This window comes from Opitutia bacterium ISCC 52, from assembly GCA_014529675.2.
Classification (GTDB): domain Bacteria; phylum Verrucomicrobiota; class Verrucomicrobiia; order Opitutales; family UBA2995; genus UBA2995.
In genome coordinates this window covers 3187556-3208828 of sequence record CP076040.1, presented here as the reverse complement: position 1 = coordinate 3208828, position 21273 = coordinate 3187556, and the positions used below count along the sequence as shown (strand labels likewise).

19 protein-coding genes are annotated in these 21273 nt (G+C 48.5%); 5 read left to right on the top strand and 14 right to left on the bottom strand.

Features of this window, described 5'->3' with window-relative positions:
- From GA003_13695 to GA003_13685, 3 genes are all read right to left on the bottom strand, one after another.
- The gene (locus tag GA003_13695) at positions 1-465 is read right to left on the bottom strand and encodes a hypothetical protein (protein QXD27072.1); all 465 of its coding nucleotides are present in this window, start codon (positions 463-465) and stop codon (positions 1-3) included.
- Positions 466-600: 135 nt separating this feature from the next.
- Positions 601-903, bottom strand: coding sequence for a hypothetical protein (locus tag GA003_13690; protein ID QXD27071.1), 303 nt, complete (start codon positions 901-903; stop codon positions 601-603).
- Between the two features lies 1 nt (position 904).
- Entirely contained in the window at positions 905-2278 is a 1374-nt protein-coding gene (locus GA003_13685) for a sulfatase (protein ID QXD27070.1), read from the bottom strand.
- Positions 2279-2550: 272 nt separating this feature from the next.
- Between GA003_13685 and GA003_13680 the strand changes: the two genes are divergently transcribed.
- Positions 2551-3405, top strand: coding sequence for an alpha/beta hydrolase (locus tag GA003_13680; protein ID QXD27069.1), 855 nt, complete (start codon positions 2551-2553; stop codon positions 3403-3405).
- Positions 3406-3698: 293 nt separating this feature from the next.
- A complete protein-coding gene (locus GA003_13675; GenBank protein ID QXD27068.1) occupies positions 3699-3911 on the top strand; it encodes a hypothetical protein in 213 nt (70 codons plus the stop codon).
- Here the strand turns inward: GA003_13675 and GA003_13670 are convergent.
- The 5 genes from GA003_13670 to GA003_13650 form a co-directional block, all read right to left on the bottom strand.
- Positions 3846-4184 carry a tetratricopeptide repeat protein gene (locus tag GA003_13670; GenBank protein QXD30439.1) on the bottom strand — a complete coding sequence of 113 codons (339 nt, stop codon included), beginning with the start codon at positions 4182-4184 and terminating at the stop codon, positions 3846-3848. The two genes, GA003_13675 and GA003_13670, sit on opposite strands and share 66 nt — an antisense overlap.
- 521 nt (positions 4185-4705) lie before the next feature.
- Positions 4706-5335, bottom strand: a complete 630-nt coding sequence (locus GA003_13665) for a hypothetical protein (protein ID QXD27067.1) — start codon at positions 5333-5335, stop codon at positions 4706-4708.
- 335 nt (positions 5336-5670) lie between these two features.
- Positions 5671-8616, bottom strand: a complete 2946-nt coding sequence (locus GA003_13660) for a hypothetical protein (protein ID QXD27066.1) — start codon at positions 8614-8616, stop codon at positions 5671-5673.
- Between the two features lie 247 nt (positions 8617-8863).
- Positions 8864-9898 (bottom strand): LacI family DNA-binding transcriptional regulator, encoded by a 1035-nt coding sequence (locus GA003_13655; GenBank protein QXD27065.1) that lies wholly within the window; start codon positions 9896-9898, stop codon positions 8864-8866.
- A 360-nt stretch (positions 9899-10258) separates the two neighbouring features.
- Complete coding sequence (locus tag GA003_13650) at positions 10259-10555, bottom strand: c-type cytochrome (protein QXD27064.1); 297 nt, start codon at positions 10553-10555, stop codon at positions 10259-10261.
- A gap of 145 nt (positions 10556-10700) precedes the next feature.
- On the opposite strand from GA003_13650, the gene GA003_13645 reads away from it, so the two are divergent.
- Positions 10701-11264, top strand: a complete 564-nt coding sequence (locus GA003_13645) for a redoxin domain-containing protein (GenBank protein ID QXD27063.1) — start codon at positions 10701-10703, stop codon at positions 11262-11264.
- Positions 11265-11502: 238 nt separating this feature from the next.
- On the opposite strand, the gene GA003_13640 is transcribed toward GA003_13645, so the two are convergent.
- The 3 genes from GA003_13640 to GA003_13630 form a co-directional block, all read right to left on the bottom strand.
- On the bottom strand, positions 11503-12963 hold the full coding sequence (locus GA003_13640; protein ID QXD30438.1) for a sulfatase-like hydrolase/transferase: 1461 nt from the start codon (positions 12961-12963) through the stop codon (positions 11503-11505).
- Positions 12964-12973: 10 nt separating this feature from the next.
- Positions 12974-13678, bottom strand: coding sequence for a sulfotransferase domain-containing protein (locus tag GA003_13635; GenBank protein QXD30437.1), 705 nt, complete (start codon positions 13676-13678; stop codon positions 12974-12976).
- Positions 13679-13823: 145 nt separating this feature from the next.
- Positions 13824-15140, bottom strand: coding sequence for a Gfo/Idh/MocA family oxidoreductase (locus tag GA003_13630; GenBank protein QXD27062.1), 1317 nt, complete (start codon positions 15138-15140; stop codon positions 13824-13826).
- Positions 15141-15278: 138 nt separating this feature from the next.
- Here GA003_13630 and GA003_13625 point away from each other — a divergent pair, with 138 nt between their 5' ends.
- Positions 15279-17900 carry a hypothetical protein gene (locus GA003_13625; GenBank protein QXD27061.1) on the top strand — a complete coding sequence of 874 codons (2622 nt, stop codon included), beginning with the start codon at positions 15279-15281 and terminating at the stop codon, positions 17898-17900.
- A gap of 89 nt (positions 17901-17989) precedes the next feature.
- Here GA003_13625 and GA003_13620 read toward each other — a convergent pair whose 3' ends face one another.
- Together GA003_13620 and lexA are read right to left on the bottom strand one after the other, a co-directional pair.
- Positions 17990-18238: a transposase gene (locus tag GA003_13620; protein QXD27060.1), complete on the bottom strand. Its 249-nt coding sequence runs from the start codon at positions 18236-18238 to the stop codon at positions 17990-17992.
- A 435-nt stretch (positions 18239-18673) separates the two neighbouring features.
- Entirely contained in the window at positions 18674-19306 is a 633-nt protein-coding gene (gene lexA, locus GA003_13615) for a transcriptional repressor LexA (protein QXD27059.1), read from the bottom strand.
- Positions 19307-19481: 175 nt separating this feature from the next.
- On the opposite strand from lexA, the gene GA003_13610 reads away from it, so the two are divergent.
- Entirely contained in the window at positions 19482-19937 is a 456-nt protein-coding gene (locus GA003_13610) for a DUF4281 domain-containing protein (protein QXD27058.1), read from the top strand.
- Positions 19938-20371: 434 nt separating this feature from the next.
- On the opposite strand, the gene GA003_13605 is transcribed toward GA003_13610, so the two are convergent.
- Positions 20372-21268 carry a nucleotide excision repair endonuclease gene (locus GA003_13605; protein ID QXD27057.1) on the bottom strand — a complete coding sequence of 299 codons (897 nt, stop codon included), beginning with the start codon at positions 21266-21268 and terminating at the stop codon, positions 20372-20374.
- Between the last annotated feature and the right edge of the window lie 5 nt (positions 21269-21273).

The following is a 21273-nucleotide window of genomic DNA, read 5'->3' as shown; positions in this document are numbered from 1 at the left end:
CTAAATCTGAGGACTCTCAGAGATATCGTCGAGCAGTTCTTTGTCTTCTTCATCGAAAGCCAAAACGGTGTAGTGCTTTTGACAGTGGGAAATGATCTCTACCACTCGCCGATCAATTAGATCTGATTCCCACATCGTTTTGAGTTGAGGAAGCCTCAGGAAAAAATAGTTGCCGATGAGCTTCAACTCCATCCCCTGCGAATCAGCCAGTACTAATGATTCTTCCGAATCATCATCCCAATCTATGCCTAACTCTTCGCTCTCCTCCTTGCCAAATGGATTAATGAATTCATTGAGATCGTCATATTTGTCTTCAAAGTATCGGGCAAGGTCGCGGTTTCTGTCTTTTTGCTCTGACGTCTCTTCGATTGCGTATTCGCCTTCGGACATCTGCTCTCCCAAGGACAGGGCTTGCTCGTTAACATCACGGTTATGATCTACAAAATAGATGAGGTAGGTTTTCATTCTATTAATAAAGTATGAGATGAGAACTTTAGAGGGTAGTGATTACAGTTTGTTGTAGGTATTGTTGGTAGAAGCAAGGTGGCAGACGTTTCTCTCTGAATTGCCTGAGAAGGATCCTTAATATTCGACGTCCATCTAGTTAGTCGATGTTTCTTCAGAGCTTTCAAGGGTGTCCAGGAAGGCATCAGAATTAATTTTCATGGCCCAGGCTTTAAGAGTTCCATCTTCTAGAGTTACTAAGGTCCATTGTAACGTTGCCTTATCATTCTCGTAATCTGCAGAAAATGCGTAGTTCACGTATGAGGAATAGGGAATGGAGGTGGTCGCTCCGACCTGCTGGAATTGTGGCGTATCGTAAATTAGTAAATGTCCCAACCTGGCGTGGGAGTGCCGAGTCCCTTGGATATGCTGAGAACTTGATCCTTGGGATGGAGTCATTCTAGCCCGACATTGTTGGCATGTCTGGGAGGTCGTACATGGCGATCATGTAGGGGTGGTCTTCCCGGTATTCGGTGAGGGGCTTGCCTTCAGGGAGTCGGCCGGCCGGGCGGATGTTTTGACCAACTACTCCGGTGGCATCGTCGCCGATGTCCAGGCGCATTGCATCGGCTTTGGCTGAGAGGGCTTCTACGATGTGTGGATTGTCTTCATAGACGTTGTTTTGTTCGCTGACATCTTCTCGCAAGTTATAGAGCTCCTTGATCGGGTTGCCTTCCTTTAAGAAGTGTAGTTTCCAATCCCCTACACGTACAGCATCCAGATTGTTTTGGGCATAGTAGAAGAAGGTTTCGCGAGGAGCTTCTCCGGCTTCATCGAACATGAGGCCTTGAATATCCACCCCGTCGAGTTTGCGTTCGGTGGAATTGGGGACGCCGACAAGATTGGATAGGGTAGGGAAGAAGTCTATCGAGCTGGTAATAGCTTCGGTAGTAGTGGCCGGCTGAATACGCTTGGGCCAACGCATGATACAGGGGACGCGCTGTCCACCTTCCCAGGTGGTCGCCTTGGTGCCTCGACAGGGTTGGTTGCTGCCGCCTTCGTCGCGGGCACGGGATCCATTGTCGCTGGTGAAGATGATCAAGGTATTGTCATCGAGTCCGAGTTGCTTGAGCTGGTCCAACAAGACGCCCATGCACCAATCGATACATTCGACGGCTCCACCGTAAGCTCCATTGCGTGAACTCTCAAGGAATTGCTTGGGCACAAAGAGGGGTACGTGCACATACATGTGTGCCAGGTAGAGAAAGAAGGGCTGGTCCTTGTTTTTATTTATAAACTGGAGCGCTTCGTCCGTGTAACGCTCGGTGATGCCACGTTGATCCGGCTGTTCCTGGATGACGGTTTCATTTCTCAGGAGGGGAAGCGGTGGACGCGTCGGCCGATCGGATTGTCGTCCCATATCATTGCTGTAAGGGAGGCCAAAATACTCGTCGAATCCATGATTGGTCGGAAGAAACTCGGGTTGGTCTCCACAGTGCCACTTGCCAATAATCTTGGTGGTGTAGCCGGCATCCTTTAGTTGGGAAGCTATGGTTGTCTCGTCGTTACTCAGACCAATTGGGTCCCCCGGAAAGAGCACGATCTCTCCATCGAATTCTCCAAAACCAATTCTCGGAGGATAACAGCCTGTCATCATGGCTCCTCGTGAAGGCGAACAAACCGGTGAGGCCATATAGAAATCAGTGAAACGCTTTCCCTCCGCTGCCAGTCGGTCCAGATGCGGAGTATTATTCTTGGTCGAGCCGTAACAACCGAGGTCCCCGTAGCCCAGGTCGTCGCAATTGATGAGAATGATATTGGGTTTGTCTTCCATAAGCTGGGTCAAATCTGGCCATTGGCTTCTTTTGGGTCAAGAGTGGTTGGAAGGAGTTAACCGCAGATGGACGCAGATGAACACAGATATTGATTCATATGGTTTCTGATAATTCAGTGCCAATTACAGTGGCTTAATAATTAAGTAGCAATTGATCCAGAGTAGAGTACTCTCATTTTTCAGTTGTTGTATTTAAATCTGCGTTCATCTGTGTCCATCCGCGATTAAGAAATACGTTGCTGTAAGCGAGCACCTCCTTGTTAGATCATGCCATGCTACCCCGTTTATTTACGCTACTTCTCATTATCAGTGGTTCGGTCCTCTTTGCGGAGGAAGTCCCTTACACGCTTAAGTCGGACCTCATTTACTCGGAGGCTGAAGGAAATCCCCAAGGGTTGGATCTCTATCTCCCAAAGGATACGAAAGGTCTATTGCCCGTGTTGGTTTGGGTTCATGGCGGGGGTTGGATGAATGGCAATAAGGACAACCCCAAAGCTAAATACCTGGTCGAGCATGGGTATGCCGTTGCCAGCATAGATTTTAGACAATCGCACGATGCCATGTGGCCTGCGCAAATTGATGACTGCCGCAACGCGATCCGTTGGCTCCGTTCCCATTCTAACGAGTATCAATTGAATCCGGATAAAATCGGTGTCTGGGGTAGTTCTTCAGGCGGGCATCTCGTTGCACTGATGGGTACCTTGCCCTATGATCCAAACGAAAAGGTCTCCAGTCGCGTCCAGGCAGTATGCGATTGGTATGGTCCAACGGATCTGCTTACGATGCCACCGAACAATGTAGGCAACGGCCGCACCGAAGAGGATGTGGCCAATTCCAATGGAGCCAAATTGCTCGGGTGCACGGTCAGGGAGTGTCCAGAATTAGCAAAGCAAGTGAGCGGGTATTACCAGGTGAGTTCCGATGATGCTCCCTTTCTCATCATGCATGGTGATGAAGATCCTGGAGTTCCTCTCTCCCAAAGTACACGCCTCTACCACGCACTTCAGGCTCAGGGCGTTTACTCCGAATTGGACATACTTGCCGGAGCCGGGCACGGCGGACCTCTGTTTGCTACCGAGAAAGTCCAATTGCGCGTGCGAGATTTCTTCGATCAGTTTTTAAAATAGTTTGAGGCGTGGTTAATCATTACGGCACTGCAGAGACCAGCCGTTCCATATAGCAGGCTGTGGCAATGCACGTGCGGTAGCCCTACCATCTTAACATGATGATTCTGTACCCATTATTCTGTAATAACTGAAAAAAGACAAAATCATTGATATCAAAATCATGGAATCCGGGTCTCCCAAGAGGTTTTTGAAAAGACCTCGCAGTTTCTGGCTAACGCCTGCTGCTCAGGGTTATAATTTTATCTACTTTTCCCAATATCTACGTTAATTAAATTGATAGATCTTATACTTCAATGCTTACCAAGCTAATACCCCACTTGCTTTTCGCTTTCTCGGTAGCTGCCAATCTGACGGCTCAACTACCTGAAGTCCACGAACCTGACCTCAAGCTCACGCTGTTTGCCGAAGATCCGGATATCGTCACGCCGGTTGGTATGGTTTTAGGAGCGGATGACAAGGTCTACGTGATCGAGTCGCATACGCATAACCGTCTCAAAATTTCGTAGAGCCATTTCAGCCTTTGCCAAGGAGAGTCGAGTTGGGTGTCGCTCGGGTCTCAGTTCTAAAGCACTCTGAAATTGAGCGCGGGCTTCCTCAGCTTTGCGGTTCTCCAGATAAAGGATTCCTTGGTTGTGATAAGCTTCGGAGTAATTAGGAATGATTTGGGTCGCTCGATGGTAGTGGTAGTGCGCTTTCTCAACCTCGTTTCTGTCGGAATAAATGACGCCTAGGTTGTTATGGGCGGATGCGAGATCCGGTTTGATGGAAAGTGCTTTCAGGTAGTGCTCGGACGCTTCCTGTTTCTTTCCTTGTTAGGCCAGAGCGTAGCCGAGTGAGTTATACGTATAGGGATTATTCGGTTCAGATCTGAGTTTGTATTTAAAATAGTCTGATTGAAGAACCATCAGATCATTTTTATTCTCAGTCATTACCTGTAAGGAGATTTCCCCCATTTCATCCGTTGAATTCCATCCATAGCGAACTCGTTTTGGGGGATGGTTTGGGTTCCTGAAGTTGTTCGCTGAATTGTCATATTGGTAGCGCATGACCAAAGTGCTCCCGGCTGAAAGTGATAATGGTTCAGCGAACCGATAGTCCCCTTGCCAGTTAAAGTCCCAGTCGCTGATTCGAATAATTTCTTTTTGTCCACCCTATGGTAGCTCCGCAAATATTTGAAGGTCTTTCCCGAGGTAGTGAGCATGCGGATACGCTCGCAGGATATCCACGGATACAGGGATCTCAAAGCGTTCTTCAATCTGGTAACTTGCTTCTCCGGCTGGGATGTCAATCGTTTGGCTTTTTAAAAGCAGAACGAAGGCCTGTTTTCCGGAGGTTCTTCTGAAAAGTAAAACCCGATCAATGGCTGTACTTCTTCCGTCTTACCGGATGGAATCATGTGTATTTGGACGACCAAGTAGGAGTTAGGGGCCATGTGCCATGCAGTCCCGGGAAAAGCTTCATACGGACGTTGGCCGGGAGTCCAGCCTAAGAAGTGTCCATCGGGGTTTGCTGCTTCATGACCGGCCATTCCATCGAATCCAACTCCTGGCTCGGCTCGGTCTTTTTGCAGCGAGCTAATGGTTTGATCAATCATCATAGACGCATGGTGTACGACTTTCAGGTTCTTCGCTTTGAATTCAACTGCTCGCACATAGCGGGTTGTGGTGACAGGGATGGGAATAACGAGGTTGCGAAAGACGTCGTTTCCTTCCGCTGGTAGAATGTAAGGCGATTCTGGAGCAATGACCAAGTCGGGCTCGCCCAGTTGCCATTCATTAGAGAATTCTGGGGGCTCAATCGATAAGCGTGTTTGTCCTTCTGGGGCTCCGTTTTTATGCCACTGTTGGATGTGTTCGATCTGTAGCTTACTTAATCGTCGTTCGCCCTCTAGGTGTGGGCCATAATCAGCGTCAGGTTTCCAGGGAGGCATGAACATACTCTCCGTAACTTTAGCTATCTGTTGTGATCGTTTGGAAACAGACAGTTAATCATTTAGGGAAAACGGAGCTGATCCTCCTGGATGATGACAGGCCGTACAATGATTGAAGATGATGGGAGCGATGTGTTCGTTGAAGGTGATGTCCTGAGCCGAAAGGGTCGAAACCCAAAGAATGGAGGTAATCAGTATTGTATTTTTGACCTTCACGGTTGCTCCCCACTTTTTCGCATAACTTCTCAAGCTTCAAGACCTGCCTGGCAGTTGTCTAAATAAAAGCGGCGCACTTTTCAGCACGCCGCTCCCATACGAATTAGAACAAACTACAACTAGAATCTAAATCTTGCTCTCAGGCGAATATCGCGTCCTGGAGTGTGGACATATTTGAATACATTGTATCCGCTACTGGGGTTAAGGGTATCGCCCAAACGTACGATTGAGAAATCTTCCTTATCAAAAAGGTTTCTCACATTGAGCTGAAGTTGAACAGGGATACCGAAAAGCTCGGTACTATAACCACCGACGAGATCGAAGATGGTCATGCCGTTAAATTCTTGCTGTCCCAGGGGGGAGTTTTGAATCCAGGTGGCACCACTACGGTAACGGGCACCACCACCAATAGAGAAATTCTCCAATGCACCTTCAGTGAACGAATAGTTCGTGAACAGATTGAATTTGTAGTGGCGTTGACCAGGGCTGACACCACCAATGCGTTCTTGTAGACTATCGGCCTCCGCTTCTGTCGCTGCTATGGCCTGACCGAGAGTAAGTAGGCCATCAGCATCACCATTAGGAACTACACTGCCCCATATGCCTGAGTCCGGTAGAATAAAGTTTTGATCAAACTGACTGAAGAATGGTTTTCCAGTCGAACCTTCCCACCAGGGGTAGAACTCCGAGAATATGTCGGAGATGGCAGAATCAATGTGAGAGGCATTAGCCGTGAATCTCCAATTGTCAGTGATGTTGGCTGTGACCGATAGTTCCCAACCTTCAGAGGAGTTGGAGGTAGTTCCTACTGCAGCAGAAGGGATTTGGGCTTCTCTAACGGCTTCGGAGATAAACGGAGCGATTGGGGGATCCGCATTCGGATCACCGGCTGCAAGATTCTCATAGATTTCTTTGGGTGCGTTGATGGCACTGAAATCATTAAACGAGATAAATGAAGCCTCTTTTTGCGCGGAGGTTTCGTATACAGTACCTTTGATGAAAAGGCGCCCGTCCATGAGATCGAACATGATAGAATAATCTTCGGATTCTCCTGCAGGAACCGGTACGGGTTGCCCAGCTTCTCCTGGTAGTCCCATGATATCTCGTTCAGCAAAGGCCGACAAACCAGCGTTGTTGGCCTTGTTGGCTGAGAATGAAATGACATCGGTGGCATGAAAAACCAATCCGTAGGTTTCGGTCCTTTCACCAGAAAGACTGGTAATTCGAGGATTGGCAAAATCGTTCTCCGTTCTTTGGCCGTTCGTGGAATTGTTGAAGTGGTTCGGTGAAGAATTGAAGAAATCATCTTCACGAATTCCCCAGGTGGCGATGATACGGTCGTCCCAGAAGTAACTTTGACCTGCGATCATGACGGAATCGATTTCGCGCGTATCTCTAAAACTTCGATTCTGGACCCAGTCAGAGGTGACCGTTCTTCCGTCCTCAAGCGTATGTGAATAGCCAACTCCAGATCGTGTAGGATCGTTGCCAACTCTCCAGTCATTCCAATTGGTAATATCCGTTAGGTAGTGGCGGTAGATGACTTGGTTGTTTCCGTTGTATGGATTGTTGTTGAACGGTCCGTTCCAAGTGGGATTGTTGGCGGGGCCTGGTCCGGTCCATGCATTGAGGAATGAATTCCGGTTAAATTTGCCGTCTTGGGTTTCCCAGAGTGCAGCAAGCCGGTGTTTACCGAGGAAGTTCTCAAAATCCTGTTCATGGGACAGCATGGCACGTAACCACTCATCTTCCCACTCGCGGTTGTCTTGTTCGATGCGAGCTTCAAAGTAGAGTTCGCCGAAATAGGGATTGGTGGAACCGTCGACCAAGGTTGGATTAGGATCCCCGAGAAGATTTGGAGGTCCACCCAGGCGGAAGCTAGGGCGAAAGTAATCGTACTTCGCGTAGGTTAATTCCAGGAAGGTATTCTCACCAAATTGCTGTTGGATATTGGCGGTCATCATGTCGATATCCCGTTCGCCGCGCATGTGCCAAGGCCCTGAAGTGGCTGCGAAAATAGGAACTTCTACGGTGCCGCCGTTTGCTGGGTCGCTGATACTGGCATTGTCGGGGGTGAAATGAAAACTCCTATTGTAGGAAAGATTGTTCGTAAGAGCTTGACCTCTCCAGTCCACAACGGAGCTGTTGTTATCAACTACGGTTAGTCTGTTTCCGGAACCAGATAAGCCAATGGCTGAACCTCCTTCAGTGCCAGCCGCAGGCCTTCCGCTCTCAATCCAGAGACTGGCTCTGTCTGCTGGGCCAAATGGCGTAGTTGGAGAATCAACAACATCTCCGTGCTCATATTCGATGTTGAAGGTTGTTGATTCCGCGATCCGCCATTGAAGGGCTAGGTGATAACGTTTGTCTTCACGATAGACGTGGTCGGATGGACGCGAAGGATCTCCGGCTTCATTGTATAGAGCATTAAACCGAATGGCCAATTTGTCTTCGATCAGGACCTTGTTGGTGTCGATGGATGTGCGAAAACGATCCGCGTCGCCAACCGTGACATCAAGCGTGGTAAAATCGATGTATCGTGGTTTTTTGGTAGAGGTGTTCAATACACCACCGGGAAGACCCAGACCAAAAAGAATGGAGTTAGGACCCCGTGATTCGTCGACCCGTTCAACGTTGTAAACATCTTGGTCGAGTCGGGTTTCAAAATAGTTTCTTGCCGATCCGGCATCCAAACCACGAATTCGATAGCGGGCGTCGAAAGCCGTCAGCTGATTCGCTCCGAAACCGCCGTCCACATCGGACAGCTCTGGTGTCATGTTAACGGAGTATTCAAGGACTTCCTCGAGCATATCGACCCCGATATCACTGATAAACTCTGCCGTGTATACAGAGATAGGAGCCGGAGTATCTTTGAGTGCGGTGTTCATACGGCTACCCGCCAGAGTGTTCTGTGCGGCGTAACCAACGTCTTGAGAGACATCGACCTGAAATGGGTTCAGATCATAGATCTCGTCTTCCTCGTTTTGAGCAACGAGCGGACTGGATCCGGCCAACACTAGGGTAGCAGGCAACCATCCAGTTAGGATTCGTTTTGTTAGTTTCATATGATAGTGTTTTAGGTTCACAAACAGGCCGATGCTGCGGCCTTAGTGGGAATGATAGAGTATCTTGTTGGGAGTAAAAAGGGTAATGAATTGGGGTACAATGGGGTCGAGAGTGTCTAAACTCTACAGTTATGAGCACTGTTTTAAACACCCTTGTAAGTTTAACAGTAAACTCACTATGTTTACTAGGGGAATTCGGGTATGCTTCGGGAGGCTCTTGGTGATTTTATTACGCAAAAACACAGTGCTAACTTTGAGCAGTCAAAGTGTTTCCCTCTGTCCAGGCTCCGTTGGTCTCAATAATCTGTTGATGATGGGGGATTCCCAGCTCGCGATTGCAAATAAGTTGGTCCAATAAGCGCACGCCTGTTTGAGAAATAGATTCGGTCTGCTGGTCAATGCCCGAAATATCACTTCCTTCCTTGGTTGATAGTGAGACGTAACCCAGATCGTGGGGGATGGAATAACCCAGTTCAATAAGCATAGGGTAAATAGCACGAAAGGTAGATATGACCACCTGAGGCTTCCACCTATCTACCCAGCATTTGAGCTCTGCTTTATCGCAGCGATCTTTCGATTCAAAGGTGAGGGGAGGGATGAAATTAGGTTGTCCTACGAATTTACGTTGGAAGTGATTATGGCCAGCTTCCCATTCTCCATAATTTTGATCCAGGCTATGGTCCGCCATAATCAACCCACCGTTTCTATACCCCAGTTGACTCAAGTGATTCCAGACCAGGTTCATCGATGAAAATCTATTCAAGCGCACACTGTGTAAGCTGGCACCTTTGGGACCGTCACCCAGCCAGACGGAAGAAAAGTTATTCAGTATAGATTCAAATTTTGAGACCGGGCAGTTGGCTTCATAAACGATGAGTCCGGATACTCCGCGTGAATTTAAAATGTTTTTCAGTCGTTCAGGATTGAGCGATGGATCACCGGCCCAAATGGTGTTCAAGCTGTAGCCTAGTTGTTGAGTCTGATAAAGGGCCCCTCGCCAGAAATCGCTCGCCACTTTGCCTGCCTCTTCCATTGCAGGAGAGGAGGATCCAAATTGCATGAAATTGATATTAGCGTTTTTGTTTCGTGGTCGAGTGGAGTCACGGTAGGAACAAAGCGCACTCATCATGGGGTCGCGTACATAGCCCATCTCTTCGGCAAGTTCTTGAATCTCTTTCGTCTTATCCGGGCTGACGCGTCTGCTGCCTCGCATAGCGAGTGATACCGAAGTGACCGATACGCCTGACTTTTGGGCAATATCGCGTAGTGTAACTTTCCTCATTAGGTTTAACAGTAAATGCCAAGAAGCTGACTTATCAAGTCTGTTACCTGTGGATGAGATCTGGGGAGCTATTCTTCAGAGCTTGGCAGCTCGCTTATCCATGCAATGATGGCTTTCAAGTCCTCCTCGTTCAATGCTTCCTGCTTCTCTTCGTGGTGCACCCGTTTCTCCTCAGAGAAGTTGGCCATTTGCTTTAATAAGTACTAATCCTGCTGTCTGGTCAGAGTTGGAATGCGAAGGGATCGATTGCCCTCTGCGGATTCTCCATGGCAACTGGCGCAGTTTTGTAGATAGGATTTCTCCGCCTGGCTGCTTAGCTCTATGCCCGCCGTATTGCGCGCTTGGTTTCCTTCGAGATTTTCAATAAATGGACCGTTCGTCTAAGGCCACCGCGTTTACCTGCATCAGGTGACCAGATAAGTCGTCTTCGTGAAAACCGCGTTGGTCTCGCCTGAATTTTCGTAATTGATCTGCTACGTACCACCTGGGGAGTCCCGCGATTGAAGGGGCGTTCATTTCGCGAATACCCATGCCCGTTGTTATGTGGCAGGCCATACAGCGTTCGCGGAATACAACCAACCCTGGATCTTCCTTCTCCTCACCCGAGAGAAAGGGGGATAATCCGAGAAGCATGACGCTGAAAATTCTCAAAAACATGAGGCTATGATACTGGCTTTTAAGGGGATAAACAATGAGCTGGGTCAATATCCAGTGCAATTTCTGAGTTCAATGGGGGAATAATCTGAGAATCAGTGGATCTAAATCCATTGACCCTAATGTTAAGAATATAGATATATCACTCATGAAACGTATCCTAAGTTTATTGTCACTTCTCTTTCTCATCAGCGGATTGACCGCTTCAGCTGGTTTAGAGGTGGGATCCAATGTAGATCCCTTTATTGCAAACGCAGATTCCGGAGATCTTTGGCAGCTTTCTGAACACATCGGTAAAAAGAACATTGTCGTCTATTTTTATCCTGCTGCCATGACCGGTGGCTGTACCAAGCAAGCTTGTGCTTACCGCGATCAATCTTCCGCCCTCAATGATGTGGATGCGGTTGTAGTCGGCGTGAGCGGAGACTCCGTAAATAACCTAAAGCTTTTCAAGCAAGCGAATGATTTGAACTTCCCGCTTCTTTCCGATGCAGACGGAAGTATTGCTGAGCTTTTTGGTGTAGATACAAAAGGTGGAGGCTCAATCGAGCGTCAGTTGGAAGGCATTACCCATGTGCTTACCCGTGGGCTCACCACCATGCGTTGGACATTCATCATAAGCAAAGATGGCAAAGTCGTTTACAAGAACGACAAAGTGAAAGCCACTGAGGATACCTCTACGGTCATAGCCCAACTCAAGAAGCTCGGCTAATTTGAGGTGCTGAGCGGATGGGCCTGAGGAGGTAATAAGTTCTTCGAATTTATGGGCTCCTTGTAACTGTGCAAATGATTTTCAAAGCGCTCCCTTGTGGAGCGCTTTTTTTTATGATGGTGGTTAGGCAGCCCTCCATTAAGGCGTACAATCAACTGTTGAAGTCGATGTGAAAGCCCGGAAGAAAACCTATTGGGAAACCACCAGCAGTGGGTGAGGGAAGTGAAGATAGGGATGCCTAAGGCAATTGAACCGGTTCCCAGACGTGGGAGCCTGCTACAAGATCATTGTAGGCTTTCGTCAGTTTGTTGGTGAGCTCTTCTTTCAGCTGCTGGTGCTCGTCCGACAAGTTTGAAACTTCTCCTATGTCATCCTCGATATTGTAAATTTGTATATCGCTCAACTGGGCCGCTCTCACTTCGTCTATATTTCCAGTGTGAACATTCTGGAGCTTGGGAAGATTCATTTTGGCCAAGACTTTCCATTGATCACTTCGCATTGCGACCCGGTGCTCATTGATGGCGTTGTAGTAGGCCCAGATTAACGGCTTATCTCTCTTGATAGGACGGTTATCCAGCGCTGGTAGAAAACTCGCTCCATCGAGTTCCAAGTCTTCTGGTATGTCGGCCTCGGCTAATTCGCAGAAGGTGGGTAGGAAATCGAGAGCCGACACAGGATGTTCGACTGTTTGGTTGCTTTTGATTCTTGCGGGCCAGCGCATGATTCCTGCCACGCGAAAGCCTGCTTCCGTGGTCCAGAGTTTCATTCCGCGTAATGGATCTGGTCGACCCCAAGAATAGCTGGCATTGGGATATCGGTTCAAGGTCTCAGGACCATTGTCAGATGTGAAGATGACCAAGGTGTTTTTATCGATCGATAGATCTTTCAGTGAAGTCAGTAATTTGCCCACGGCGCGGTCCACGTTTTCGACGTTTGCAAAGTAGGTAGCCTCTTTTTCTGATACTGCCACCTTTCGATATGTGCCTGTTAGTTCCTCGGGGGATGCAATCGGTTCATGGGGTTCATGGAACGCCATATAGAAAAAGAACGGGTGGTCGGGATCTGTTCTGTGATGATTGCTAATCCACTCAATTCCTTCGTCAGCCACCAACTGACAGCTGTATCCTTCCATGGGGCCAACTGGTTCCCCGTTGCGCACGAAGTTTGTCGGGTTGGCATGTGAGGGCGCTGCATTATTCTGTGTGGCCAGCCAATGGTCGAAGCCGGCATCTCCAGGTTGTGGTTGTTCGGGTGAATTGAAAAGGGAGTTGCAGTGCCACTTGCCTGCCATGGCAGTTGCATAGCCTGCTTCCTTTAGCAGCTTCGGAATCGTGATTTCCGAATTGCGCATGTGTACCTGTTCTCTTGCATCTGGCCTAACTGCACGGCCTTCTGGAATCCAATCAAACACGCCCGCCCGGTTGGGGCTTCTACCAGTCATGAGTCCTACTCTCGAAGGCGAGCACACCGGTGCGGTAGAGTAGAAGTCCGTAAACCGGATTCCGTCCGCCGCCATTTTGTCGAGGTTGGGTGTCTTGATGTAAGGATGACCGTAGCTGGCCAGGTCCCCATAACCGAGGTCATCGCAGATGATGACAATGATGTTGGGTCTCTCTGCGTCGGCGGTTTTCTGGATTAGGGAGATGAATGTAAGAAGAGCAAAAGCTAATCTTATAATGGACCGAGTGGTTGGTGGCATATAACTGGGATCAGGGTAGTGTGATGGATCGAATACGTAAGTGGACTTTTTCACTGAAGGTGACACAGAAGTCCAGGAATAGGGCCCGGATTTTGCAATTTCTGCGATGTGGTTTAAGGTAGGTTTCGATTTCTCCTTCTTGGAAGTCGTTTTTGAGAGAGGTGTCCAAATACTCCTTTGAAAGTTCGTAAAGTTTTAGGTCTATGTTTTCTAAGTTTGCGATTCTGGCTCTTAGAACTTCTGGGGTAGTGTCTGGCTTCGATTTATTGACGTTTCGTCGCTTATAGGAGACATCACGGAAATCAAGTGGGTACCGTTTCTTTAGTACCATCAACGAATGGTCGTACTTATCCACAGGAAAGAGATGAAGCTGTCCCGTTTGCAACTTCTCAGCCAACGAATCATAGGAGAGTTTGAGTGTTTTGCTTTGAAGATTTTGATCATTATAGGTGTTTGGGTTCGCTTCTATTAAGGCGACAAATTGCTCGAGTGATTGGCTGGTGGTAATCTTATTTTTGATCGGTAATTTTTTTACGCAATAATAGTTAGAAATAAACCGATCTACCGGATTTCGAAGAAAGGAGATTCCGACGATGTTTAGGTTCTCTAAGTCGTAGGGCAGATCAGCAGTAAACCGGTGACTCGATGCGGCTCGTAATCCGCTTCCTTGCTTTAAAGCGAAGGAATAGTTTCTGCTGAAATGGAGTCCTCGTATAAGTGCCCTGGAAAGTCTTTATGCTGACGTCGGAAGTTGCGCTTCATAATTGCGCTGAACGTGATACCGGCCGCTTTGGGCACATGAATAAAAAAGAAAAAGTTATCCATTTATTTTTCAGTTATTTGAGGAATGAGGAGTATTTTTAAACAATCCTCTCCCGACGTTTGTCCCAACGAACTTGCCGCTTCTTTTTATAGGATTCAACCGACATAAGAAGTGTGACCGCTTCTATGAAAGCTTCGTCCTCATTGCACCAAGTCTTTTCGCGCGATCGTACACAAGTTAGAAAATTTTCCATATGGCTGGGTTTCCTATGCTCTCGTCCAGCGGCAAACTTAAAGGTTGGTTCGGGTTGTGGGTATTGAGAGGGGACATAGGCTCGTCCATCGGCGTAAACCTCGAATCGGGATGCAGCCTGCCCGATATCATTAAAAATCATGCGTGCGTCCCGACCGACAAATTCTGGAGGCTGAAGACGTTTGGAATTTTGGATACCTTCAAATTGCATGGTACAGTTTTTATCCTCCCATTGATATGTGCTCATCCAGGTGTCTGGAACTTCACGATCATCCTTCCAGAATGCGTTTAATCCTGAGCAGTTGCAGCTGCTGGGTATACCATGATTGGTAATGGATTGGATAAAATCCGTTTCGTGTGAAAGGAGGTCGCCTGCTTGACCGGTGCCATACTCCCAGTAACAGCGCCAATGCCAGAAATGCCGTTCATTAAAATCGATCCGTTTGGAGGAGCCCAGCCAGCGTTTCCAATCGAGGTCTCTGATGACGTCTTTTGGATCGGGCTTATTGTAGTTGGAATAAGCTCCATACCAGCGCCAGGGTGGTCGATCGGACGTACCGTTAAAGTAGCGGCCGATTTTGATGAGTGTCACGTCACCGAGTGCTCCATCATCGATCATTTTCTTGGCTACGTCGGCAGCCGCGTGTTGACGACCCTGGTGACCGAGCTGCATGACTCGGTCGTATTTCTTGACCGCGGCGCGCATGCGCTTTGCTGCAGAAACAGAAGTAGTCCAACCCTTCTCGCAATAGACATCCTTGCCTGCTTTCATGGCATCGATCAGCATCTTTTCGTGCCAGTGATCGGGGCAGGCTATGACCACGGCTTCAATTGTGGGATCATCCAGAAGGTCTCTATAGTCGTGATAAGTCTTCACATTCTCGTTGTTGGCTCCATTAAACCCTTTTTGTAGATGAGGTTTATAAACATCGCAGACGGCTACTACTTTTGCTGCTGGAATGGAGGAAGTATATTGAAGAAGGCGACCACCGCGAACACCGAGGCCGATGTGGCCAACTTTGACTGGGTTGCTTCCCGGATCGACTCCTAAGGACAGGCTGGGAAAGGCAACGGATGTGAGAGCTGCAGCAGCAGCGGCTTTCCCACTGACTTCCACAAATTTACGACGGCTAAGAGAGTTACGAGGTATAAGATTAGACACATAAATAGTGTAACCCATGAACCAGCGCCTTTCAAGTATTTTAAGCCAGGTATCTAGGAAAAGTATGGTCGAGCTCTGAAGAACGCTTATGGTTGGCTTTTTATCTCTACAAAAAGTGTACCCTAACTTGGATTTACTATGAGCCACTTCCGCTTTCTGACTGTCATAATTTCTCTTGTATGTTTCGTGCATGCCCATGCCGATTGGCAGACCGTTGATGACTTCGATCGTGAAGATTCACGTTATCATGGGCATGGTTGGGAGACGCTGAGCCCTGGCTATTGGAAATTGGAAGATCAGTCATTGCGGCGCCGTTTGAAGAACCTTGGAAATAGAAACCCCATCACCAACTATCCCTGGCATTGGTCTCATGGTGGTAAGGAGATCGAGAATCGAATGGAGAGTGGGTTGCCGGATTTGCCTATGGGGATGATCTGGCGAAGAGATTGGAGTCTGACCGGGAATTATTCCATTCGAGCCGCCATTACCCTTCGTGAAATCAACCCAGAAGGACGTGGTGAAAAGGGGGGCTACTTTGGACTGGCTTTTGGAGGAGAATCATTGTTTGAGTCGCGTGAGTATCGAGGAGCTCCCAAGGGCGCTTCTTCCTGGATGGCGATCTGGGAAAAGGACGGTGCATACAAATTAACTGAGCACGGACAAAAGGAACGTCCCTTGGAAGGAACTCAAGAAGTAGGCACGCCCATTTTCAATGAAGGCGATGAGCTGCTTCTTACTGTTAAGGTTCACGGAGACGATCGTGAAACCTCTGACCTCACCGCCACCTTAGAGCATGATGGACGATCTTATGAAATTACCAAGGAGGGAGTGAATCGTGCCATGTATACGGATGGCTATCTCGGACTTGCGGCCTATGGAGCTCTGGACTTTGAAGTAAACAAGGTCGAAATAGATCCAGGTGAAAATGCTGCTTCTCCATTGTTGGTGAACGACCTTCATGTGGCCTATCCGCTAGGGGACAGTTTAAAGAAAGTGGGTGAAGACTGGACCGCAAAGTTTATCGCACTCTTCCGTAGTGATGGAAAGAAGGTGAGTATTCGAATCGCCGATACGGAGAATCCTCGTGGAGGTTGGGAACAAGTACCGGTCGCGGGCGAAGCAGCGATTGTGGATAATGAATGGCGACGGTTTACCTCCGTGGTGGATGTGATCTTGCCGTCCAATCCAGCAGAAAAGGAGCTTTATTATACGATCTGGAAGGATGGAGTTGATGTTACTCAGGACCCTCGGAAGGCTCCCAGGGAAGATGGCTATTTTGGCAGGCAAGACTATGTCGGGCGATTGCCTCAGCTTACGGCTCCCTATAAGTTGGCGACTTTAAGCTGTCATGCCCTGCATCACAACGGATCGACTCTGCCTGAGAATGGGACCTATCAAAGAAATTGGATTCATGGTCAGCCAATCGAAGGAGCCTACGAGCATTTTGAAGACTTCGGATTGCAGGTCCTTAATTGGGAAGATGATGTGTGGTATCTTGAACTTATTCAGGCTCCACCAAGTACGGATGATGCGTATAAAGTGATCACCCTTTCGATCGCAAATCCCACCAGTCGCTGGCAGATGATGCGGCATTGGAATGTGATCAATCCTGGAGACCACGACTATGGTATGGATGATGTGAAGGGCCCTGAGCAAATCATGGTTCGTAAACACGATGACCTGGGGCAGGACCCGCTCTATATGCAGCGAAATTTTTCTATTAATCATCACTTGATTCAGGGAACGGAGCATTGGATCGGTACGGAGAACCCGAAGGATTGGCGACAGTGGAAAATGCCTAATGGTGATTTTTCCCTCGTTGTTCTTGAGTCAAGGCTCTGGCGTTCGTCTCAGGATACGAATGTTTGGACCAAACAAGGGTGGGGGCACAAGAAATCGCTCTACGATCGGCGTGATGTAACTAGGACTTTACTGGGAGAAGAACAGTTTGGCTGGTTCCAGGAACTGGTTCGTACGGACACTTCACCTTTGATCATGGTGAGTGGAGTGAACTGCATGTTTCCCATATTCAAAGGAGGCATCATGGATCCCGAGCTGCTAGATAAATTCGGCCAGGAAGACCGTATTGCGGCTGATTACTCTGGTTGGGTGACAGCTGGTATAGATCGCATTGTCGAAGTTATGGGAGCCCGTCCCGGTATGCTCAGTGTCTATGGCGATATTCATTTGGGTAGCGTTGTGGAAAATAAAGCACACCGCATTATCGAAGCTTCCTGTGGGCCGATTGGTCGGAACTACGGCGGTCGTGCATTCAAAAACGGATTTGGTCGGGAGATGGTCGACTACGATGGTCGCGAAGTAACTTTGCATGCTCTTTATTGCGGCAAGGCCATTAATCCAGATTTGGAACTTCCTGCAGCTGATGATCCCCAGACTTGGAATTTTCTGGAGACGATCTTTGACCCACGTCCAGCCGATCCAGTGATGACGGTTAACATTCGCAACATCATTGATGCTCCCGGCGATGCTGTAAGGGGTGGTGGTCCGTTTTCAAGGGTTGCTTCTTCGACGGGTCGTTTCCCCCAGTCTTCACTTCCTTCAGTAAAAACACTGTCTCATGCTGACGTGCATATTCGCCACGCTGATGGTCGACCCATCTTGGGAACGCGTAGTCTGAAGAACGGAAGACTACCCGTCGCAGGCTTGCCCGACATTCCGGTTGGTACTCAGTTACTACTTACGGCAGTCGCCGGTTCCAAAGTGGACTCTCAGTTGATCAAGACCGTGGCGGTAGAGTAGTGCGGGCATGGTCCGGTATTCCTTCGAAATCCGGTCATGTCGTCACATTCGTTCCTCGGAAGTGCCTGTGTTTTCTTCTAGAGGTTCAATTACATCCAAGACGCGTGATGAACCGTGATTCTCGCTCTTTCCGGATTTCTTTCAATATACTCCTTGATTCGGTAACCATGCTCTTCACTTCTCACGATTTGATCAAACGATTCATCCTGCCACAACTTGCCCTGCCGACCTAAGCTCTTGTTTATTTCTTTCGCCGAATAGGACTTCCAGCTTTGTAGTATCTTTTTGAGTTCAAAGCCTGGTTTCGGAACTATGGTGAGGTGAACATTATTAGGCATAATCACCCAATCTCCCAGTTTATAGCGGCTTCCATCAAAGTGACTTATCGTCTGAGCTAATAGCCGCGAGGTGGTTTTTTATGTAAAGATACAAGATCCCATTCCTGCATCCAGGTAATCTTCCATCTTCTGCGTAAATTGTTGATGGAATTTCTGCTTATCTTGTTCGGTCAGCGGTTGGGGATGAGCTTCGAGAAACTCATCTCTCTTCAATTTCCAAAGTTGGAGTTTTGCTTGTGGGACAGAGTCCGTTAATCTGAATGTGACGAAGTAGGTAACACCTTGTTGACTCCAATGAGGTAGTTGGCGCTTTGTTATTTCAACTTTGGCGTGTGAGTTGAAATACATTGGCAGTGGAGTTCACCTGAACGGTTAGTTGAACCTTTTCGATCCAAACACAGGCAAGATGCCTGTGCTACTTTTTGCCGAAACCTTTTACAGCTTCCGCACAATCGAGCGGGCAATGCCTTGTATCACGAGTTCGGATACGGGATGTAGATCTGGGTAGTTGGCGTTTTCCGCTTTGAGGTAAGGTGGTTGGTTGCTTGGCTTGATAAAGCGTTTGAGGGTGGTGGCGCCGTCGATGAGGGCGGCCACGATATCACCGTCGTTGGGTAGGGCGGGTTCGATGATGACCATGTCGCCGTCGTAGATGCCTGCATCGATCATGCTCTCGCCTCGTACTTTGAGTGCGAAGGAGCGTCGAGATCGACGGATGCCAGCGGTATTGATATCAACCTGGATGCGGTCAATGGCGTCGCCTTGTTCGATCCCGTCGGGATAGCCAGCGGCGATATTGCCGTAGACGGGCATGTCGATCACTTCGAGGGATTCGGCAGGTGGTTCTTCTGAGTTTTCGTAAGTGATGCGATAGGTACGGGCCTGCCCGGCGATCCGGGTGATGTAGCCTTTATTTTCGAGGGCACGGAGGTGGCCGACAACGGCGTTGGTGCTGTTAAAACCAAAGTGATCGCGGATCTCGCGAATGCTGGGCCAAAAGCCCTTTTCCTGGGAGAATATTTGAAGGAATCCCAGGATTTCCTGCTGGCGTAAAGTTAAGTCATCCATAGTGATAAAATAATCACTGTTAATATGTTCAGTGTCAAGTGTGCGTAGTGAACTTTTTTTCAGGTGAGGCTGATTAAGCTGTCAGAAATTCGTGAAGTGAAGGGGCTGGCGTTCTTGAAGCTTCTGAAGAAAGTAGGAGGACGAGTAAGAGGAAGAAGACGAATAGAGAATTAATATGCCTGTCTGGATCGTAGAGATGTTTGGGGAAGCCCGATTGAATCTGTTGTTTTGGATTATCACCGGATCAACGGCCCCCTTTTGGATTCTGATGCTTTTCTTCGGTCGGCATGGTTGGGCCAAGGCGCTTTGTCATCCGTGGCTGATACCGCCCTTATTGGGGTGTTTGCATATCTATACCGTGTATCTCCTATTCACGATCACGAGTGCACCGGAAGTGCCGGATCCATCGATGAAAGGGGTGCGGGAGTTTTGGAGCCAGCCGTTTTTGTTTCTTTCGCTGTGGGCGCACCGGATGATCCTCGATCTTTTTTGCGGAATGATGTTGAACCGAACGAAGGAGGGTGAAGGGACAGCTGGGAAATTCTCTCTGGTACTGGTATGGTTGCTGGGCCCGATCGGGCTGATGATTTTTGCGGTGAGGTATTGGGCGAATTATCGGGAGAGGAGGTAGGGTAGGTGTCAGTGTGGGGGATCGTCCTCCTACTCGTCGGCTTACTTAAATTTTGATCCTTTGTCTTTTCGGGGTAGTCGTTGTCTCGGCTCGCTCGGCGATCGAGCCCTACCTATTTCTGCAAATTTTGGTAGGGCGCTATCGCCGAGAGCGCCGCTTTGAATACGGTATCAGAGGAAGAGGAGCACAGCGACGAAAAGACCGGGCACGTAGTGAACCGGAACAAGAGGAGGTGTCAGTGTTCAGGTTTCAGACTGATAAATCGTCCTCTTCCTCCTACTCCTCGTCGTCCCCGAAATAGAGTTTTTTACTATAAGCGATAAGTAGTGGAAGCATTCAGACTGATTTCTAAATGTCCCAGTAACTGAAATTTCAAAAGTAGGACTCCTGCGAAGCGGAAAGTAAGAGGACGAGTAAGAGTAAGAGGAGGAAGTTTACCCGATCGAAGACAGGCGCTGTTCGAGTTGCCAGTCGGAGATATTGGCCTGGCTGATGGGCTTTCGGAGAGGTTGACCGTAGAGCTTGTTGAGCTTGCGGTTGCGTCGTGGGCCAGCGGCAAAAAATCGAAAGGCATATTTCCAGTCCTGCAAGCAAAGGCGTCGTAAGGACCGATCCATGCGAATCAGGTTAAGAAGCAGAGGTAAGGAGAGTGCCCATAGTGCCAGCCGGTGTTTTCCTTCGAGGTAGGAAAGAAATTTTTTTTGCACCCAATAGTTGAAGCGACCGCGCCCGAATGAAAGGGTCAGCTGCTTGTAATACTGGTTTTCCATGACGTTCTCCGGTAGAGTGAATCCGCTTCTGGAGCGTGATTGCAGGATCAGTAGCAGGCGTTGCCAGGCACGTAGCGCTCGTGGGGTGAGACCAGCCGGAAAGGATCCGAAGAGCATTTCGTCGCTGCTGATTTCGGGAACCGTTTCGCCCGATTGTCTTCGGATGGCGAAGCGATCTCCCTCATAGCGACAAATGACGTAGGGATTTTTGTAGGGATACACCTGGGCTCGATTATAGCGAGGATTGTGCTTACGGATCAGGCGGTTCTCCAATCGAAGGGCAGCCTTTTCAGATTTACAGGTTTTAAAAATGATGGTTCGCGTGGCGTTGACCAGGCGTAAGTGTCGCTTGTCGGCCTTTTCTGCCTTGATGCTGCGATAGGAGTTGAGTCGCTGCTTGAGGTTCTTGGATTTACCGATGTAGAGGATCTTATCCTCATACCCGAGAAATTGGTAAACTCCGGGCCTTTCGGGTAGAGACAAAAAGAAATCGCGCCCCATGATCTTCGTCAGAGGGTTTGGTAAATCAAACAGGAGGAGTTGTTCAGTGTTGGGATCCAATTGGC

Excerpts from the sequence above, each read along its gene's own strand:
- GA003_13625 (QXD27061.1), top strand. The coding sequence starts at position 15,279 with ATGAGCCACTTCCGCTTTCTGACTGTCATAATTTCTCTTGTATGTTTC.
- GA003_13660 (QXD27066.1), bottom strand. The coding sequence starts at position 8,616 with ATGAAACTAACAAAACGAATCCTAACTGGATGGTTGCCTGCTACCCTA.
- GA003_13640 (QXD30438.1), bottom strand. The coding sequence starts at position 12,963 with ATGCCACCAACCACTCGGTCCATTATAAGATTAGCTTTTGCTCTTCTT.
- GA003_13655 (QXD27065.1), bottom strand. The coding sequence starts at position 9,898 with ATGAGGAAAGTTACACTACGCGATATTGCCCAAAAGTCAGGCGTATCG.
- GA003_13690 (QXD27071.1), bottom strand. The coding sequence starts at position 903 with ATGACTCCATCCCAAGGATCAAGTTCTCAGCATATCCAAGGGACTCGG.
- lexA (QXD27059.1), bottom strand. The coding sequence starts at position 19,306 with ATGGATGACTTAACTTTACGCCAGCAGGAAATCCTGGGATTCCTTCAA.
- GA003_13695 (QXD27072.1), bottom strand. The coding sequence starts at position 465 with ATGAAAACCTACCTCATCTATTTTGTAGATCATAACCGTGATGTTAAC.
- GA003_13665 (QXD27067.1), bottom strand. The coding sequence starts at position 5,335 with ATGCCTCCCTGGAAACCTGACGCTGATTATGGCCCACACCTAGAGGGC.
- GA003_13650 (QXD27064.1), bottom strand. The coding sequence starts at position 10,555 with ATGTTTTTGAGAATTTTCAGCGTCATGCTTCTCGGATTATCCCCCTTT.
- GA003_13610 (QXD27058.1), top strand. The coding sequence starts at position 19,482 with ATGCCTGTCTGGATCGTAGAGATGTTTGGGGAAGCCCGATTGAATCTG.
- GA003_13620 (QXD27060.1), bottom strand. The coding sequence starts at position 18,238 with ATGCCTAATAATGTTCACCTCACCATAGTTCCGAAACCAGGCTTTGAA.
- GA003_13675 (QXD27068.1), top strand. The coding sequence starts at position 3,699 with ATGCTTACCAAGCTAATACCCCACTTGCTTTTCGCTTTCTCGGTAGCT.
- GA003_13680 (QXD27069.1), top strand. The coding sequence starts at position 2,551 with ATGCTACCCCGTTTATTTACGCTACTTCTCATTATCAGTGGTTCGGTC.
- GA003_13645 (QXD27063.1), top strand. The coding sequence starts at position 10,701 with ATGAAACGTATCCTAAGTTTATTGTCACTTCTCTTTCTCATCAGCGGA.
- GA003_13685 (QXD27070.1), bottom strand. The coding sequence starts at position 2,278 with ATGGAAGACAAACCCAATATCATTCTCATCAATTGCGACGACCTGGGC.